The organism is Priestia sp. TGN 0903 (assembly GCF_050846855.1).
GTDB lineage: Bacteria > Bacillota > Bacilli > Bacillales > Bacillaceae_H > Priestia > Priestia zanthoxyli.
Genome location: NZ_JBOZGL010000001.1, coordinates 699822 through 715753, shown reverse-complemented (window position 1 = coordinate 715753; position 15932 = coordinate 699822). Strand labels below are relative to the sequence as shown.

Here is a 15932-nt window from a genome sequence, read left to right as displayed (position 1 = left end):
AAGAGACAGAGAGATAAAGAAAAGAGGTTGAGAAATGAATCAAGATTCTAAACGAGCAGGTATTGTTTATACAGCCAGCGCTTACGTTATGTGGGGGCTTTTTCCGCTTTACTGGAAGCTTCTTGGCGAGGTGAATGCGAATGAAATACTCGCTCACCGCGTTATATGGTCATTTGTTTTTATGCTTTTACTTTTGCTTGTGACAAAGCAAATGAGTTCTTTAAAGAAGACGCTTGGTTTATTATTTCGTAATACGAAACAAGCGGTCATTTTATTTGTGGCTTCAGTGCTAATCAGCATCAACTGGTTCGTTTACATTTGGGCGGTTAACCATAATCATATTATTGAAACAAGTTTAGGTTACTACATCAATCCGCTCGTTAGTATTTTGCTTGGCATAGTCGTTTTAAAAGAGAAGCTTAATTTTTGGCAAGGTGCTTCTGTTGGATTGGCTGCTATAGGTGTTATCGTTATGACAGTTACATACGGACATATCCCATGGGTATCATTAAGCTTAGCGTTTAGCTTTGGTTTGTACGGTCTTGTAAAAAAGACTATTCAGTTAGAAGCAAAAGTAGGATTAACGATTGAAACGATGATGGTTGCACCTATTGCAGTTATTTATTTTATTTTTCTTTTAGTGAAAGGATCTTCAAGTTTTTCCCTTCAGTCGCTTGATGTGAGTGCTCTTTTAATTGGAGGCGGTGTTGCTACAGCTATGCCACTATTGTATTTCGCTAAAGGAGCCCCGCTTATTCCGCTATCGATGGTCGGTTTTTTGCAGTACATTGCTCCTACCATGACGCTTTTATTAGGGGTATTCGTGTATCACGAACCGTTTTCTAGCGTGGAAATGATTGCCTTTTTGTTCATTTGGGGCGGGTCGGTTATGTTCATTTTATCTAAAACTAAGTTCATGAGCTCTCATCAGCCGAAATTCTTTAAAGGGCGTTCAGCTTAACGGACAAAAAAGCGGATATCTTTAGATATGCGCTTTTTTGTCTGCTGTAAAGAAATAAAAACGGAGACGGAAAAGTCACCGTATGTATACTTTATAGCTTCCGCTTGAAATGAGCGTTCAACTGACCTTGAAGCATTTGGTTTTTTACTTCTTTCATTTTTCTCGCTTCATCTTTTTTAGCCAGTTCTGTGCGTATTTCACTCGTTTGAACTCCTTCTTCTATACGATCGGCAATATCCATTAATCGTTCGACGTCTGAAAACGAATATTTCCGGATACCCGTATTGGTTCGGTCCGGAAAGAGCAGGCTTCTTTTCTCATAGTAGCGAATTTGTCTTTCTGATAAACCGGTTAATTCTTTTACAATCCCAATAGACATGACTTTTTTATCTCGATATGACGCTTCATTCGTAGACAATCTCCCTCACCCCTGAGTACGTAGTAGTATGTTATTATAAAGGAAAAAAATACAAAAAATTATAACATGTAATACATTCTAACATATATATGTTATATTTTTGAATTACTATGTGAGAAAAAGTGACATAAATAATGAAATAGGGAAAAGAGTCCTATAAACTAATGATTAACTCGATCCCAAGTGGTTAACCATACAGGATAAAGCCTTGTGGTTAATCACTTGCTTTCAAAATGATGAATAGAAAATAAATGTGAGAATATACATAAATTCTAAAAGGGAAGGGCGTTTTACATGGCTGTGCAACAATTGAAAAAAGAAGAGATTATTGAGCTGGCAAAAGAAATTATTGAACTCGATTTGAAAAGAGATGAAAAATTTGAAGAATTGACAGAGTTAGCCGGAAATCGTGCATATGAAATTTTGCGCAGAGTACAAAATGCCTGTTTATAAGTAATAAAAAAATCCCGCCTAGAGCGGGATTTTTAATGAGATTGCTGTTCAAGATTAAATAATTCTTGTTTCATCTTAGCGTGATCGAGGTTTTCACCTATAAAGACAAGAGTGGTGGGCAGCTTCATCATTTCTTTCATATATAGAGGCATGCCGTATGAATATTGAAACGAATACGTATCATTCGAATGAGTGAAGCGCATGTAGCCTTTAATGCGATAAATGGTATCTGGCATTTGGCGCAGCCAATTTTCAAATAATTCAAGATCCACTTTTTTTGTAAACTCATATACAAATGTTTTCAAATGAAGATGATCTTCAACATGAGCCTTATGGTGCGGCTGTTTTTGAGACAGCTGAGCTTTTTGAATCACATCAAGCTTCACGCGGGAAAATGTCGTTAATAATGTCCTTGCACTAGCGTTAATGGATTGAATCTCAAAAAGCAGGGAAGACTTTTCTGACTCAGACAGCATGTCCGTTTTATTTAATAAAATTACATCCCCATGTTTTACTTGTTCTTGAAGAAGTTTTTGAAGTTGAATGCTTAAGGAACCACGTTCTTTCCATCTTGTCGCATCCAGTGTGGTGATAATACTTTTAATCGTAACTTGATGCGCAAAAAGAGGAGACATACAAGCATCTAATACTTCAATGGGATGGGCAACTCCCGTTGTTTCTATATAGATAGCATCCAATGTGTTCTCCTGTAAAAGTGAATGAAGCTGCGTTTCAAATTGACCTTGAATCGTACAGCACACGCAGCCATTTAGCAATTCTTTTAACGGCGTGTCTTCTTCTACTTCATTTGAGTCAATCGAAACTTGGCCAAGCTCATTCATCACAACAGCAATATTGCGATTACGATCTTTTTCTTGCTGAAGCAGCTGTTTAAGCAACGTTGTTTTTCCGCTTCCTAAAAATCCAGATAAAATGTAGATTTCTGTTTTCATTTCAGTCTCTCCTATGTAAATAACATTATTTAAATCGGAATTTTTCCGATTACGGGTTGGTAAATCGTATATCCAAGAGGGGATAAATGTCTAAACGTAAATTTTTATGCTTTTTTGTATTCATTATAACAACTTTAAAAGCGCTATGGCTATCTTTTGTAGAAAACTCAAAATACAATGAAATAAGAATATTATAAAATTTCAAACTAGCTGTGCTACAATAAAAGAAAAAGAAAAAGAAAAGGGGAGCAAAAGTTATGCGAATATTAGTTTTAGGCGCAGGCGGCGTTGGCGGTTATTTTGGAGGCAGGCTTGTGGAAAAAGGAGAAGATGTTACTTTCCTTGTCAGAGAACGCAGAAAAAAAGAGCTGGAACAAAACGGACTTGTGATTAAAAGTGCACACGGTGACTTCACTTCACCTGTACAAGCTATTACAAAATCTGAGGTAAAAGGACCTTATGATGTTATTTTGTTCACAACGAAGGCTTATCATCTTACACAAGCAATTGAAGATGTCCGTCCTTTTGTAGGGAATCAGACCGTTGTAATACCTTTGTTAAACGGTATGGCTCATGTCGCTCCATTGCAGGAAGCTTTTGGGGAAGAGAAAGTCATTGGAGGGCTGTGCTTTATTGAAACTACTTTAAACCAAGATGGAGAGGTCGTCCAGACGAGTCCTGCTCACAGACTTGTATTTGGTGAATTTAAGCAGAAGGACACAGAACGATTACAACTGATTGAGCAAGCGTTCAGTGGTACAAAAGCTTCGTTTGTGAAAAGTTCATATATTGAACAGGATATGTGGCATAAGTATTTGTTTATTACGGTTATGTCAGGCATGACTACTCTTATGCGCGCACCTGTTGGACCAGTTTTAGCAGCAAAAGGCGGGCGTCAATTTGTGCAAGAACTTTTTAAAGAAGTGGAAAATATTATGATGGCCTACGATGCACCATTAGCCGAAGGAATCATTGAACAGCATATGAATACGATGGACAAAATGACGTATGACATGAAGTCATCGATGCAGCGCGACATGGAAAAAAGCTCTCAAATTGAAGGAGACCACCTTCAAGGATATTTGCTGAAGTTAGCTGAAAAATCGTCTATACACGTACCGCTTCTTCAAACTGTACATACGCATCTAAAAGTATATGAAGAAATGTTAAAAGGTTATCAAAAATAATGACAGCAAAAATTGATTTAGCAGTCATGCAAGTATTGCAAAAGCTGCTAAGTACAGCAGAAATGGGACAATTGCCTTCCGCTCCTGGCATTTATTTTTTCTTTGATGAACCCGGCAGGCTTTTGTATATCGGAACCACGACGGGCTCTCTATCAGAAAGAGTAAGAGCTCACGTTGCAGGAAAAGGTGTTAGCAATACAAAAAAATTCCACAAAGAAATTCATGCGGTTGGATATATTGAAGTTCATGGATTAAAAAAAGAATTAGATATGTTGAGAACGATGCTTGTAAATGGTTATTTTCCAAAATACAATAAACAAGATGTAAAAAGAGAAAATGAATACGACATTTACACCGTTCACGGCAGAGTCCTCAGGGATACAGGAGTTGACAAGAAAAAAGTCTCTAAGCGGAAAACGGTGCTAAAGCCAACGTTAAAAGAGATAGAGATTCGCCAAGAAAACAGCGATATTACATATGCACGAGTCGCAAATATGAATGCTGAAGATCGAGTGAAAAAATTGTGGTCTTGTCAAGAAGCAGGAGCGCAGCTACATCTTCCGGAGTCGAAAGTGTTAGCAATAAGTGACCGGCTCTTAAAAGAACAGTATACATTTCAGCGAGATATGAAAAAGAATATGATGTTTACGATGCGGGATTTAGTTGTTATTCAAGTGTTGTTAAATTTAAATCCGACTCATGATTTGAAAAAGAGAGAAATAAAGGAAGCCATCAGTTTAGTGCGTAAATTTGGCATAGAAGAAGCTCTTCGCATCTCTGAAAAATTACTCAAAACGTAATAAAATCCATGATCATTGTGATCATGGATTTTATCATTTATCATTCGCGCTTAAGCTAATTCGTCAATAACTTTTGGTAGAGCCATAATGGAAATAACGCAAAGTGAACTGACAACTTGATGCATTTCAAAAATGGCAATGATGAATAACATCAGTGATATATATAATTGAAGGCCTTTTAATCCCCACGGCTTGCGATCGAAAAAAAAGTCGCTAAGTACAAATACAAAGAAAATGAGCGAACTGAACAAAATAATCATGGATGTAGACATGGAACGATCATAAGCAATGATAAATAACAAAGCGAGAAGCGACACAACAGATATAACTTTTAATGTTTTAATCATCGTGTTTTTATTCACTTTTTTCACCTTCATTTGTAGGATTGATCTTTCATCCTCATTTTATAGGATAGTCAAAAGTTCTAAAAGTCAAACGAATAAATCATAACAACAATTTAACATCTTTATACTACATTTACATTGAGAGAAAAAAATGGGCGGGTTTTGAGCTTTGTGTACTTCATTGACGCGTGCAAAGAACAAGTGCTATAGTATGTTTGCTCTAAAAGCTAAAGGAGCAAAGTTTTCAAAGGACGTGACTATGTGAACGAAACACTATTAGTAATTGATGGATTTAATTTATTAAGCCGCTGTTATTTTGCTACTTCTTATGGAAGAGATGAAGCAGCGTTGACAAGAAACAGTAAGGGCCAATTTACGAATGCCCTGAGAGTAACGATTCAAAAAATGCATACATTGATTCACCAATATGAGCCAAGCCATATTTTCGTCGCTTGGGATGTTAAACGCGAGGATACAAAACGTAAAGATACATACGCTTTATATAAGCAAACAAGAGCAGAGCTGCCTGATCCGCTGATTCAGCAGTACGAAACGTTAAAGCAATTTTTTGATACAGTAGGCATTTATCAAATGTCATTGTCTTCTTATGAAGCAGATGATTTAATTGGAGCACTTGCAAGCAAGTGGAGTAAGGAAAAGCAAAGTCCAGGGTACATCTATAGCAACGACCGAGACTTGCTTCAGCTCCTAGATCAACATATTTCGCAAATTATTGCTAAAAAGCAGGTTGGCGATCTTGTTTATGGCTTTAAGCACTTTCAAGAAGAATATAATATTCATCCTCGTCAATGGGTGGACGTAAAAGCATTGCTTGGTGACAAATCTGATAATATTCCGGGCGTTCCAGGTGTAGGAGAAAAAGCCGCACTGCCTCTTATTCAACAATATGGCTCTATCCATGAAATTTATGCACAAATTGAACAATTAGATCCAGCTTTTAATCGTTACAAAAAAAAGCTAGCAGAAGGAAAAGAACTAGGTATGCTTAGCCGTGAACTCGCTGAGATTATTATAGACATTCAAGAAATCAGTATGTTAAATTGGGAAGAATTAACATTTATGTATGATTATGAACGATGGAATAAAGAAATTCAAAGTCTAGAACTAAACATTAGGATTCGCTCCTGATTTTTAGTACAATACAATTTATGAACATGAGAAAGGAGTAACAAGCGTGCAACCAATTCATAAAGAAACAGTTCAAAAAAAAATACAAACATTTTTAAATAAAGACGTATATGTACACCTTGAAACGACAAACGGTGCATATGCTTCACACGTAAATGAAAAAGTAATGACAGTTGGGGCTTTTATTCGCAATGGTAAAGTCACTATTTCAAACGGAAAGATAACTGGAGAAGGTCCTTATCGTGTAGGTCTTCAAATTGATTTAGGATGGATTTATGCAGAGGGATTAACAGATTGGGAAATTGATGAAGAAGGCAGACTTCTTTTAGCAGGGCATGACTTTGAAGGTCGTTTAGCAGTTGCCCTTCAATTAAGTGAACATCCGTTTTCATAACAGAAAAGAGAGGAGAATAGAACATGGAAGAAAGATTATTAATTGTATTTCCGCATCCTGACGATGAAGCATATGGAGCAGCAGGAATGATCACGCAAGCTAGACAAAAAGGAACGCCCGTTACATATGCTTGTGTTACGCTAGGTGAAATGGGACGAAACATGGGTAGACCGCTGTTTGCTAACCGTGAAACTCTACCTCAAATCCGAAAAAAAGAACTTTTAGATTTAGCAAACGTTTTAGACATTCAAGACTTGCGTATGCTAGGGCTTCGTGATAAAACGCTAGAATTTCTTGATATTGATGTTTTTGCAGATAAAATTGAAGAAATTATTAACGATGTAAAGCCGACTCACATTTTAACGCATTACCCTGGCTTTGCAGTACACCCTGATCACAATGCCACGGGAGCAGCTACGATCCAAGCGGTAAAACGTATGCCAAAAGAAAAGCGTCCGGTTGTTTGGTGTCATGCGTTTTCAAAAGATCGTATTGAACATATTGGAGAACCAGATGTTATTTTTGATGTAACAGCGATGAAAGATAAAAAAATTGAAGCGTTAAAAGCCCATCGTTCTCAAACAGAAGGAATGATGAACGCAATTGACTTCGATCGCTTATCTGACTATCCGCAAATGGAACGTCTATTAACAAGAGAAGAATTCTGGACATATAACTGGGAGTAACAGATGAAAAAACAGCGAATTTTATTTATTGGAGCAGGACGAATGGCTGAAGCCGTAGCGGCTGGCTTGGTTACGAGCAGCGCTGATAGTATTGAGGCAGTGGTGATGTCAAACAACGGAGATATCGGTCGGTTACAGCGAGTTGAAAAAACGTACGGCGTACAAACGACGCAAAATTGGCGCCAGGAAGTTGACAATTCGGACGTTATTATTTTAGCGATGCCTCCCGAGGCGCATCCTTCCGTTCTCAAGGAACTTTCGACTCATTTAAATCAGCAATTTGTTGTAACGTTAGCTGCAGGAATTGGTCCGAGTTATTTAGAAAACCACCTTCCTCAGGAAACGCCTGTCGCTTGGATTATGCCAAATACAGCTGCTATGATTGGGCAATCGATGTCCCTGTATACACTTGGAACTTCTGCAACAAAAGAGCATAAAGAAGTGCTTCAAATGATTTTAAAAGGAATTGGTGAAGCGCATGAGTGTTCAGAAAAAGAAGTACATGAGCTAACGGCTGTAACTGGCAGTGCACCTGCGTTTTTATATTATTTTGCAGAATCGTTAATTGATGCAACGACTGCTTACGGTGTGGACGAAAAAACAGCCAAAGATTTAGTTATTCAAATGATGTATGGCTCTGTACAAATGCTGCATGAAACCAAAGATCCTGCGTCTTTAAGAGAGCAAGTAACAACTCCAGGCGGCGCTACTGCCGAAGGATTAAAAGTGATGAAAGAACAAGACTTTTTCTTAACAATGAAGCAGGCAATTGAAGCAACGAATAAAAAAGCAATGGGTGGAAGCTAAAAAAGCTCATACAACCATATGTTAGATAAAAAATCCGAACTATAGTTCAGCATTCTTTCATTAGAATGTTGAATCAGTTCGGATTTTTTTATGAATAGACTTTCTTAACATAAAAATATGCCTCTTTGGAATCGTTTTTTCTCTATGTGCCGAGCTTTTTTAGTCATCGACAAATCGCTTTTTTGTATCAGAAGTTGGGAGCATGCAGTGCTGCTGTTTGCCAAACCACTTATATCGGTTGCGAGCGATCCAGTTGTATACGATATCTCGAATAGGCGCAGGAATGATAATAAGTGCATATAAAAATTTAACGGGTCCATCTAAGCGCTTGGCGATTTTTAAAGCAGCCGTTGATTTTATATATCTTTGTTTTCCATGGATATATACAATGCTGTCTAATTGCTCAGGAAGTAAGCCGTGAGAGGCGAGCTGCTGCTTTCCGAAATCTGATTGAAGAGAGGCGAAAGAAAACAAAGCTTGTTCATCATGTTTAATAATAAATTGAACACTGCTGTTACATAAATTACATATGCCGTCAAAAAGAATCAAATGTTTCATTGGACAATTTCGCTCCTATTCCATAAAAAAAGTATAATTACTTGTCATTTTTGAAAAATAAAGGTACGTTTAAAAGATGTGAAAGTGATCCAAATGCAAAGGTAATTCGATTATATAATAAGGACTCATAAGAGTTAAAGGAGAAGGGTATGAAAGAGCAAAACGACGTTGTCTTATACAATAGAATAAAAGAACAAGACAAAAAAGCCCTTGAACTGCTGTATGACAAGTACGAGCGAATTCTTTATTCGTTTGTATACCGGTTAACAAATAGCTCTGATATTGCTGAAGAAGCTGTTCAAGAAGTATTTATTAAGCTGTGGAGAGGAAAGGGAGTTTACAGCGATGAAAAAGGGAAGTTTTCATCATGGCTGTTTACGATTACAAGAAACACCGCGATTGATATGGTGAGAAAAAGAAAAAACGATCCTATTTTCTCAGAAGAAATTTTTGATTTTATTGAAGATGATCATCCTCAGATTGACGAGCACCTTCAGTGGAAAGAAGAACAGCAGAGAGTACGGCACGCTGTATCAAAATTGTCTGAAGACCAAAAAAAGATTATTCAATCCGTTTATTTTAAGGGATTAACGCAGCAAAAAGTAGCAGAAGAGCAGCAAATCCCATTAGGAACAGTAAAGGGTAGGGTGCGATTAGCGTTGCGGAAATTAAAAACATATTTAGGTACCGATGCAGAAGGGAGAGCTGATTCATGAGTATGTGCGATAAACTAATTGATTACTATAATGATCAGTTGACTTCCCATGAGAAAAAAGAGTTTGAAATGCACTTAAAAAACTGTCAAAGCTGTCAGGATGAACTAAAAGAACTGGAGGAAGTTCTTGGAGATCTAACGTATTTGACACCAGAGCAATCTCCTCCTCCAGAAATGAAACAGCGAATACTTGCAAATGTATTCGAAGAAGATCAAGGTGAGACAAAGAGAGAATCAATAGCTTTAAAAAATGAAAAACAATATGCTGCGTCTAAGAAATCAAATAAAAAATCCGTCATTATTGGATTAGCTGCGGCACTTATTTTATCCCTTGTAGGAAACAGCTACTTTCTGTTGAAAGATGGAGACAAAGGCAAACAAGAACCAAATGTTTCGGTTGCTCCTCAAAATGAACCTCTTACATCTGAGAAAACGATGAAGCTGCAGGCAGAGCCGAATGTTTCTGGTGAAGCAACAGCATCTCTGACGAAAAAAGGTGGAAATTTAAATGTGGTCATTCAAGCGAATAACTTGAAAAATGTAAAAGGGAATGAAGTCTATCAGGTATGGCTCATAAAAGGTGATAAGCCTCACCCGGCAGGTGCTTTTGTAACAGATAAAAATGGAAATGGGACAGTGGTCTATACGATGAGCCAAAAAGAACAGAGTGAAAAGTGGGATGTTATGGCCATTACTTTAGAACCGAACGCGAATAATAAGACGCCAAAAGGAAACGTTGTGTTAAGTTCAGCGCTCTAACAAAAACCCTTCTGCTAGCAGAAGGGTTTTTGTTACGTGCAGTTAATCATCTTCAAACTGTATAGCAATGGTTTGATCATTTTCTATCTTATTCAGTCGAATTTCCAATAAACCATTTTTGTACTTAGCGCGAACTGGTTCGTCCGTGTAGTGAAAAGGAAGTTTGACCGTGCGAGAAAATACGCCTGTATGGCGTTCGTTCAGCTTTAGCTTTTGTTTAGATGCTTCATAAGCGTAAGGAACGTTCCCTTCAACTGTTAATATATTTGCGTCCAACTTAATTTGAATGTCGTTAGTGGAATGTAGTCCAGGAACTTCAACGACGATAATGCCTTCTTTATCGGTTTCATATAAATCGACGTTTGGAAATCGCTTTGGCAAGATGTGATTTAAATCGCTCCAAAAGTGATTTCCAAGCATATCTTCTACCTTATGCTGAATTGAACCCCAATCAATCTCTTCATATTTTTTACTCAAAGGAACCCCTCCTTATATTCACGTAAATTCCTTCTATATATATGAAAAAAAGAAAATTCAATGCCTGCTTACAAAGAATGAGAAAAATGCGTAAATAAGTGAAAAAATGTGAGGAAAAAAAGAGATTTTGAGTGAAAAAGAAGGATTATGTAGAATAAAAAAAGTATAATTACGTATAGAGCTTTCTATTATTCTAAATGAAAGCAAGTATGTGAAGGGGGAAGTTGAGATGAGAGAAAAGCGTACATCCAGTGGTTTTCTATTAAAACAACGTGCTTTCTTAAAATTATATATGATTACAATGACGGAGCAAGAGCGTCTGTATGGCCTTCGGTTATTAGATGTGTTGAGAGATGAATTTCGACCTTTTGGATTCAAACCTAATCATTCTGAGGTATACAAAGCTCTTCATGACTTGATTGAAGACGGTGTCCTCAAACAGGTGAAGCGTAAAAAAGAAGGAATGAAGCTTCAAGAAGTGGTTTATTATACATTTACAAATGAGGGAGAAGAGAAAGCTAAATTATATAAAAAACAATTAAAAGTAGAGCTGGAGCGGTGTGAAGCTATGATTCAAAAAGCTATTCGTGACAACTTCGGGTCCAAATGAACGTGTCTTTAGTTAGAAAAGACACGTTTTTTCTATAGCTGATTTTGTCGTCTTATGTCGGAATAAAAGTTATAAAATGGGTACAAAGTAGTGTAAAAGATGGATATATAGTTATATTATGGATAAAATACACACTTTTAACATATATGGATGAATTCGATTTTAAAGATTATGCACTATTCATAAATAGTGTACGAATTGATATGATACAAAGTGTATATAAATCTATTTAATACGTTATTTGCCATATTTTAAGAACTTATAAACCGTTATCAGACCATCATTCAAGCATTTTGGTTTTAGCAACTCTGACGAATTTGACTAGATTTGTATCGAGAAGATATTATTTGTTTACTATGAAAGGAATGGATTTTATGAAGTCTACAGGAATTGTAAGAAAAGTAGATGAATTGGGTCGCGTAGTAATTCCTATTGAATTGCGCCGTATTTTAAATATCAACACAGGTGATCCAGTAGAAATATATGTTGATGAAGATATTATTATTTTACAAAAGTATAGCCCGTATGGTGCTTGCTTAGTAACTGGGGAAATTACGCGTGAAAACTTAACCTTTGGTAATGGAAACGTTGTGTTAAGTAAAAAAGGTGCGGAACAGCTTTTACAAGAGTTAGAGCGTACCTTAAATAAATAAGAAGTTTTAGGTCTTAGTATAAGGAAGAATATCCATCCATCTTTAAACCAAAAAAGAACGTTCTTTTGAGAACGTTCTTTTTTGGTTTAAGCCGTTCGAGAAGATTTATCCTCCTCTAGCAGCTGTTTTTTTTGTATTTTTATCAAACGATACGCAAGTCCTGTTGCTCCTGCAGCGAGCCCAGCAATTAGTCCAACCCAATAGCCAAACGCCTGCAAATCGGTGTATTTTGCTAACACAATGCCTAAAGGTAGACCAATTACCCAATAAGATACCAAGGACATTAAAAAGGTTACATTTACGTCCTTATATCCTCGCAGCGCACCTTGAATAGGAGCTTGAAGAGCATCAGAAAGCTGAAAGAAAATTGCATAAATCAAAAAGTGAGAAGTTAATGCCAGTACCTCTGCATCTTTTGTATATAAAGATGCTACGGATTCTCGAAGAGTAAATAAAAGACCTGCGCAAACAAAAGCCATGCCAACAGCAATTGTTATACCAATTCTGCTATAGCTTCGTGCATCTTGATTCCGTTTAGCACCCGCTTCAAATCCTACAACGATTGTTAAAGCCATCGAAATACTCAGTGGAATCATATAGAGAAATGAGGCAAAATTAATAGCTGCTTGGTGAGAAGCGATTGTAATGGTATTATATGAGCTCATAAACAGCGTGACAGCTGAAAAAATACTTGTTTCGAAAAATACGGAAAAACCGATAGGTAAACCAATTTTTAATATTTCTTTCCAGGCAGAAAATGAGATACGGTGAAATTTTTTAAATAAACCGAAGCTAGAAAAAGGCTCTTTTTTATGAATAATTAAAATCGATATGACAAGTATGCACCAATATGTGATGGCCGTTGCATAACCAGAGCCTACGCCACCCAAGTGAGGGAAGCCCAGCTTACCGAAGATTAATACATAGTTTAAAGCCACATTAATCGGAAGCCCTAAAATGGTGACCAGCATAGACGTACGAGTTTGCCCTAAAGCATCAATAAAGTTTCGTAAAACCGTATAAATAAAAAGCGGAATAATACCAAAAGATAAAGCGATTAAATACTGTTTGGCAATGCGCATCACGTTTGCTTCTAAATTCATTCCTTTTAAGATAGGACTAACAACAAAAAAGCCGATTAAAATGATAACAGCGGCCATTAAAATGGAGACATAAAGCCCTTGAATGACTGAGAACGGAACTTTTTTCTTTTGATTAGCTCCCACCAGCTGTGCAACAATTGGTGTAATAGACATTAAAATTCCGCTTAGCCCTGTAAAAACAGGCACCCATAAGCTCGAACCAATTGCTACCCCTGCCAAGTCATCTGCACTAACTCTTCCTGACATCATCGTATCAAAGAAAGTCATTGAAAACATTCCAAACTGGGTGACCAATATCGGAAATAAAATAAAAACGAACTGCTTAACTTTTTGAGACGTTGAAAACGTTTGTTGCATTAAAAAACCCCCAATTTGAAAACATTTACACCAAAAAGCATTATATCACGCAAAGGCTTGTTTTTGCTAAGAGTTCTGACAATAAATTCAAAGAATGTATCCATAAAGAACACACTTTGAAAGGAAGTAAAAGGTAAAGTAGTATATGATTTTAATTTTGAGACGCGGTGGGATATGATAGAAAGTATAGTAGTTATCATTTAACGTGGAGGGATACGTGTGGATTTACAGTTGCAAAGTAAAAATGTACTCATTACCGGTGGATCAAAAGGGATTGGGAAAGCTATAGCTGCTTTGTTTATTCAAGAAGGAGCAAACGTTGGAATTGCTGCAAGAGGAGAGGAAGCATTACAGCATGCACAGTCAGAATTAGAAAACGTACGTACATATACAGCAGATCTAACAAACGAAGCGGATAGAGTTGCGTTAATTAAGAAATTCATTAACGACTTTGGGAGTATTGATATTTTAATTAATAACGCTGGAGGAAGTAATGGAAGCACGGCAATGGAAACAGATTTATCTCTTTTTCAGGAAGCAATGGAGCTAAACTACTTTTCAGCTGTCCACTTGAGCAAGCTAGCAGCAGCTCGTATGACAAAAGATGCGGCAATCGTTAATGTTACGTCTATTTTTGGGAGAGAAAGTGGAGGGAAAGTTACGTACAATAATGCAAAAGCAGCGCTTATCAGCTTTACAAAGTCATTTGCAGATGAAATGATTTCTAAAGGAATTCGTGTAAACGGTGTTGCTCCGGGAAGCATTTTGCACGAGACGGGTAATTGGAAAAAGAGAATGGAGGAAAATCCGGAAAAGATCAAGCAGTTTGTTGAAAATGAAATACCAGCGGGCCGCTTTGGAGAGCCAGAAGAAGTGGCAAACGCCGTTGTTTTTTTAGCATCTTCTCAAGCTTCATGGATAGTAGGTGCGACGTTAAACGTAGATGGTGGACAGTCAAAAATGAACTTTTAAAAAAAGTGCAGGAATTTCCTGCACTTTTTCATTATCCAATATCTTTTTGCATACGAGGAATCTGAAAATCTTCATTAATTGCGTCCGCTGTAAGCTGACCTGATAATGTCACCATTGGCACGCCGCCTCCAGGGTGTGTAGAGCCTCCTACAAAATAAAGGTTAGAAAGAAGCTGACTTCTTGCCGGAATTTTAAACCCTCCATTTTTCTTACGGTCAGTTGCTACGCCATAAATGGACCCGCCGTTAGCGCCGTAAAGCTCTTGGATATCGTTAGGAGTAAACGTATATTCAAACTCAATGCTGGAACGTAAGTCTTCTAATCCCATTGCCTCAAGCTTTTTTAGTACGACATCACGGTAGCGGTCTTTTAATGCAGCCCAGTCGTCGCCTTCTTTTAAAGGAGGTACATGAGTAAGAACGAACAGGTTTTCTTTTCCTTCAGGAGCTTGCGTAGGATCTGATTTAGATGATACGCCAATGTAAATTGTCGGATCCATCGCTATTTTCCCTTTGTTAAAGATTGTATCAAACTCTTCTTTCTGATCCTTTGAGAAGAAGAAATTGTGATGTTGAAGCTGCTTGTACTGTTTGTTAACCCCTAATAAAAGAACAAGGCCAGAAACAGTAGGTTCAAATTTTGCAAGCTGCTGAGTTTGCTTAGCTGCTTGCGCATGATTTTTTAACAAATAGCGGTAAGTTGGAATGGCTTCTAGATTAGATACCACAACATCTGCTGATAGGCTTTCACCGTTTTCTAGTGTAATTCCAGTTGCCTTTGCTCCGCTTGTTGTGATTTCTTTTACTGGCGTATTTAGATGCACAGTGACGCCAAGTTCTTGAAGGAGCTTATCCATCGCTTCAGCAATTTTGTACATTCCGCCTTTTACGTAATAAATACCTAATCCTAGCTGAACGTGAGCAAGCTGCGTTAATACAGCCGGTGCATGATAAGGAGAAGAACCGATGTACATAATTAAAAAATTAAACAATTGACGCAAATGTTTGTTTGAAAAATATTTGCGTGTAGTAGCATCCATAGATCTCATTGGATCCATTTGAAGCAGTTCTTTTACCGTGTGCATCGTTCGTAAATCGTGCAGTCCAGATAAACTTTTTTTATAAAAACTTTTTAAGTTCGATTCATACATTTTATTTGCATAAGATAAATAGTCAAAAAAACCTTCAATGTCTTCTGGAGCAAGTTCTTGAAGCTGCTGAAGCATGCGAGGAAGGTCACTGGTCAAATCAATTTGTGTTCCATCTTGAAAAAAAGTTCTCCACTGAGGCTCAATTCGTTCTATTGTCAAGTAGTCGTGGATATTGCGGCCTGCACTGTCAAACAGCTGCTCTAGCACCCACGGCATTGTTAAAATAGAAGGTCCCGTATCGAAAGAAAACCCTTTGCCGCTGCGAATATTTAACTTACCGCCAATTCGCTCGCTTTTTTCAACGACTGTTACATCATATCCATCAGCTGACAGACGAATAGCAGCTGACAGACCACCTAAACCTGCGCCTACAACAATTACTTTCTTTTTCATCTTTTTCCTCCTTATAAAACAAAAGCGAGTTGT

20 protein-coding genes are annotated in these 15932 nt (G+C 37.3%); 13 read left to right on the top strand and 7 right to left on the bottom strand.

The genetic code is table 11. The annotated features are described in order from the left end of the window. The first annotated feature begins 34 nt into the window (after positions 1 to 34). A complete protein-coding gene (gene rarD, locus ACRPLY_RS03725; RefSeq protein ID WP_033578771.1) occupies positions 35 to 961 on the top strand; it encodes an EamA family transporter RarD in 927 nt (308 codons plus the stop codon). Positions 962 to 1052: 91 nt separating this feature from the next. Here rarD and ACRPLY_RS03720 read toward each other — a convergent pair whose 3' ends face one another. Next, positions 1053 to 1379, bottom strand: a complete 327-nt coding sequence (locus ACRPLY_RS03720; RefSeq protein ID WP_013082852.1) for a MerR family transcriptional regulator — start codon at positions 1377 to 1379, stop codon at positions 1053 to 1055. A 294-nt stretch (positions 1380 to 1673) separates the two neighbouring features. On the opposite strand from ACRPLY_RS03720, the gene ACRPLY_RS03715 reads away from it, so the two are divergent. Next, a complete protein-coding gene (locus ACRPLY_RS03715; RefSeq protein ID WP_013056708.1) occupies positions 1674 to 1832 on the top strand; it encodes a hypothetical protein in 159 nt (52 codons plus the stop codon). A 32-nt stretch (positions 1833 to 1864) separates the two neighbouring features. On the opposite strand, the gene ACRPLY_RS03710 is transcribed toward ACRPLY_RS03715, so the two are convergent. After that, positions 1865 to 2785, bottom strand: coding sequence for a CobW family GTP-binding protein (locus tag ACRPLY_RS03710; protein ID WP_014460454.1), 921 nt, complete (start codon positions 2783 to 2785; stop codon positions 1865 to 1867). A 257-nt stretch (positions 2786 to 3042) separates the two neighbouring features. On the opposite strand from ACRPLY_RS03710, the gene panE reads away from it, so the two are divergent. Both panE and ACRPLY_RS03700 read left to right on the top strand, forming a co-directional pair. Continuing rightward, positions 3043 to 3972 carry a 2-dehydropantoate 2-reductase gene (gene panE / locus ACRPLY_RS03705; protein ID WP_028413634.1) on the top strand — a complete coding sequence of 310 codons (930 nt, stop codon included), beginning with the start codon at positions 3043 to 3045 and terminating at the stop codon, positions 3970 to 3972. Further along, positions 3972 to 4772, top strand: a complete 801-nt coding sequence (locus tag ACRPLY_RS03700; protein ID WP_154988945.1) for a GIY-YIG nuclease family protein — start codon at positions 3972 to 3974, stop codon at positions 4770 to 4772. Before panE ends, ACRPLY_RS03700 begins: the two co-directional genes overlap by 1 nt. 50 nt (positions 4773 to 4822) lie before the next feature. On the opposite strand, the gene ACRPLY_RS03695 is transcribed toward ACRPLY_RS03700, so the two are convergent. Continuing rightward, positions 4823 to 5134, bottom strand: coding sequence for a hypothetical protein (locus tag ACRPLY_RS03695; RefSeq protein ID WP_016763842.1), 312 nt, complete (start codon positions 5132 to 5134; stop codon positions 4823 to 4825). Positions 5135 to 5377: 243 nt separating this feature from the next. Between ACRPLY_RS03695 and ACRPLY_RS03690 the strand changes: the two genes are divergently transcribed. From ACRPLY_RS03690 to proC, 4 genes are read left to right on the top strand one after another with little or no spacing between them, the layout of a single operon-like run. Continuing rightward, positions 5378 to 6265, top strand: a complete 888-nt coding sequence (locus ACRPLY_RS03690; protein WP_049164233.1) for a 5'-3' exonuclease — start codon at positions 5378 to 5380, stop codon at positions 6263 to 6265. A 46-nt stretch (positions 6266 to 6311) separates the two neighbouring features. Next, positions 6312 to 6659, top strand: a complete 348-nt coding sequence (locus ACRPLY_RS03685; RefSeq protein WP_013056714.1) for a YojF family protein — start codon at positions 6312 to 6314, stop codon at positions 6657 to 6659. 23 nt (positions 6660 to 6682) lie between these two features. After that, positions 6683 to 7345 carry a bacillithiol biosynthesis deacetylase BshB2 gene (gene bshB2, locus ACRPLY_RS03680; protein WP_013056715.1) on the top strand — a complete coding sequence of 221 codons (663 nt, stop codon included), beginning with the start codon at positions 6683 to 6685 and terminating at the stop codon, positions 7343 to 7345. A gap of 3 nt (positions 7346 to 7348) precedes the next feature. Next, a complete protein-coding gene (gene proC, locus ACRPLY_RS03675; protein WP_028413631.1) occupies positions 7349 to 8152 on the top strand; it encodes a pyrroline-5-carboxylate reductase in 804 nt (267 codons plus the stop codon). 159 nt (positions 8153 to 8311) lie between these two features. Here proC and ACRPLY_RS03670 read toward each other — a convergent pair whose 3' ends face one another. After that, positions 8312 to 8710: a thiol-disulfide oxidoreductase DCC family protein gene (locus ACRPLY_RS03670; RefSeq protein ID WP_028413630.1), complete on the bottom strand. Its 399-nt coding sequence runs from the start codon at positions 8708 to 8710 to the stop codon at positions 8312 to 8314. Between the two features lie 149 nt (positions 8711 to 8859). On the opposite strand from ACRPLY_RS03670, the gene ACRPLY_RS03665 reads away from it, so the two are divergent. Beyond that, complete coding sequence (locus ACRPLY_RS03665) at positions 8860 to 9426, top strand: RNA polymerase sigma factor (RefSeq protein WP_028413629.1); 567 nt, start codon at positions 8860 to 8862, stop codon at positions 9424 to 9426. Then, positions 9423 to 10184, top strand: a complete 762-nt coding sequence (locus ACRPLY_RS03660) for an anti-sigma factor (protein WP_028413628.1) — start codon at positions 9423 to 9425, stop codon at positions 10182 to 10184. The genes ACRPLY_RS03665 and ACRPLY_RS03660 overlap by 4 nt, the downstream gene beginning before the upstream one ends. A 42-nt stretch (positions 10185 to 10226) precedes the next feature. Here the strand turns inward: ACRPLY_RS03660 and ACRPLY_RS03655 are convergent, their stop codons facing one another. Beyond that, positions 10227 to 10661 carry an Hsp20/alpha crystallin family protein gene (locus tag ACRPLY_RS03655; protein WP_013082862.1) on the bottom strand — a complete coding sequence of 145 codons (435 nt, stop codon included), beginning with the start codon at positions 10659 to 10661 and terminating at the stop codon, positions 10227 to 10229. A gap of 229 nt (positions 10662 to 10890) precedes the next feature. On the opposite strand from ACRPLY_RS03655, the gene ACRPLY_RS03650 reads away from it, so the two are divergent. After that, positions 10891 to 11271: a helix-turn-helix transcriptional regulator gene (locus ACRPLY_RS03650; protein ID WP_013056721.1), complete on the top strand. Its 381-nt coding sequence runs from the start codon at positions 10891 to 10893 to the stop codon at positions 11269 to 11271. 374 nt (positions 11272 to 11645) lie between these two features. Then, positions 11646 to 11924, top strand: coding sequence for an AbrB/MazE/SpoVT family DNA-binding domain-containing protein (locus ACRPLY_RS03645; RefSeq protein WP_025752053.1), 279 nt, complete (start codon positions 11646 to 11648; stop codon positions 11922 to 11924). An 86-nt stretch (positions 11925 to 12010) separates the two neighbouring features. Here the strand turns inward: ACRPLY_RS03645 and ACRPLY_RS03640 are convergent, their stop codons facing one another. Continuing rightward, positions 12011 to 13384: an MATE family efflux transporter gene (locus ACRPLY_RS03640; protein WP_028413627.1), complete on the bottom strand. Its 1374-nt coding sequence runs from the start codon at positions 13382 to 13384 to the stop codon at positions 12011 to 12013. A gap of 219 nt (positions 13385 to 13603) precedes the next feature. Between ACRPLY_RS03640 and ACRPLY_RS03635 the strand changes: the two genes are divergently transcribed. After that, a complete protein-coding gene (locus ACRPLY_RS03635) occupies positions 13604 to 14356 on the top strand; it encodes an SDR family NAD(P)-dependent oxidoreductase (RefSeq protein WP_033578776.1) in 753 nt (250 codons plus the stop codon). A gap of 31 nt (positions 14357 to 14387) precedes the next feature. Here the strand turns inward: ACRPLY_RS03635 and ACRPLY_RS03630 are convergent, their stop codons facing one another. Then, positions 14388 to 15899, bottom strand: a complete 1512-nt coding sequence (locus ACRPLY_RS03630; protein ID WP_033578777.1) for a phytoene desaturase family protein — start codon at positions 15897 to 15899, stop codon at positions 14388 to 14390. Between the last annotated feature and the right edge of the window lie 33 nt (positions 15900 to 15932).

Bases quoted from the DNA above. Each gene is read 5' to 3' on its own strand.
- rarD (WP_033578771.1), top strand. From the start codon at position 35: ATGAATCAAGATTCTAAACGAGCAGGTATTGTTTATACAGCCAGCGCT.
- ACRPLY_RS03715 (WP_013056708.1), top strand. From the start codon at position 1,674: ATGGCTGTGCAACAATTGAAAAAAGAAGAGATTATTGAGCTGGCAAAA.
- ACRPLY_RS03710 (WP_014460454.1), bottom strand. From the start codon at position 2,785: ATGAAAACAGAAATCTACATTTTATCTGGATTTTTAGGAAGCGGAAAA.
- panE (WP_028413634.1), top strand. From the start codon at position 3,043: ATGCGAATATTAGTTTTAGGCGCAGGCGGCGTTGGCGGTTATTTTGGA.
- ACRPLY_RS03700 (WP_154988945.1), top strand. From the start codon at position 3,972: ATGACAGCAAAAATTGATTTAGCAGTCATGCAAGTATTGCAAAAGCTG.
- bshB2 (WP_013056715.1), top strand. From the start codon at position 6,683: ATGGAAGAAAGATTATTAATTGTATTTCCGCATCCTGACGATGAAGCA.
- proC (WP_028413631.1), top strand. From the start codon at position 7,349: ATGAAAAAACAGCGAATTTTATTTATTGGAGCAGGACGAATGGCTGAA.
- ACRPLY_RS03670 (WP_028413630.1), bottom strand. From the start codon at position 8,710: ATGAAACATTTGATTCTTTTTGACGGCATATGTAATTTATGTAACAGC.
- ACRPLY_RS03665 (WP_028413629.1), top strand. From the start codon at position 8,860: ATGAAAGAGCAAAACGACGTTGTCTTATACAATAGAATAAAAGAACAA.
- ACRPLY_RS03660 (WP_028413628.1), top strand. From the start codon at position 9,423: ATGAGTATGTGCGATAAACTAATTGATTACTATAATGATCAGTTGACT.
- ACRPLY_RS03650 (WP_013056721.1), top strand. From the start codon at position 10,891: ATGAGAGAAAAGCGTACATCCAGTGGTTTTCTATTAAAACAACGTGCT.
- ACRPLY_RS03645 (WP_025752053.1), top strand. From the start codon at position 11,646: ATGAAGTCTACAGGAATTGTAAGAAAAGTAGATGAATTGGGTCGCGTA.
- ACRPLY_RS03640 (WP_028413627.1), bottom strand. From the start codon at position 13,384: ATGCAACAAACGTTTTCAACGTCTCAAAAAGTTAAGCAGTTCGTTTTT.
- ACRPLY_RS03630 (WP_033578777.1), bottom strand. From the start codon at position 15,899: ATGAAAAAGAAAGTAATTGTTGTAGGCGCAGGTTTAGGTGGTCTGTCA.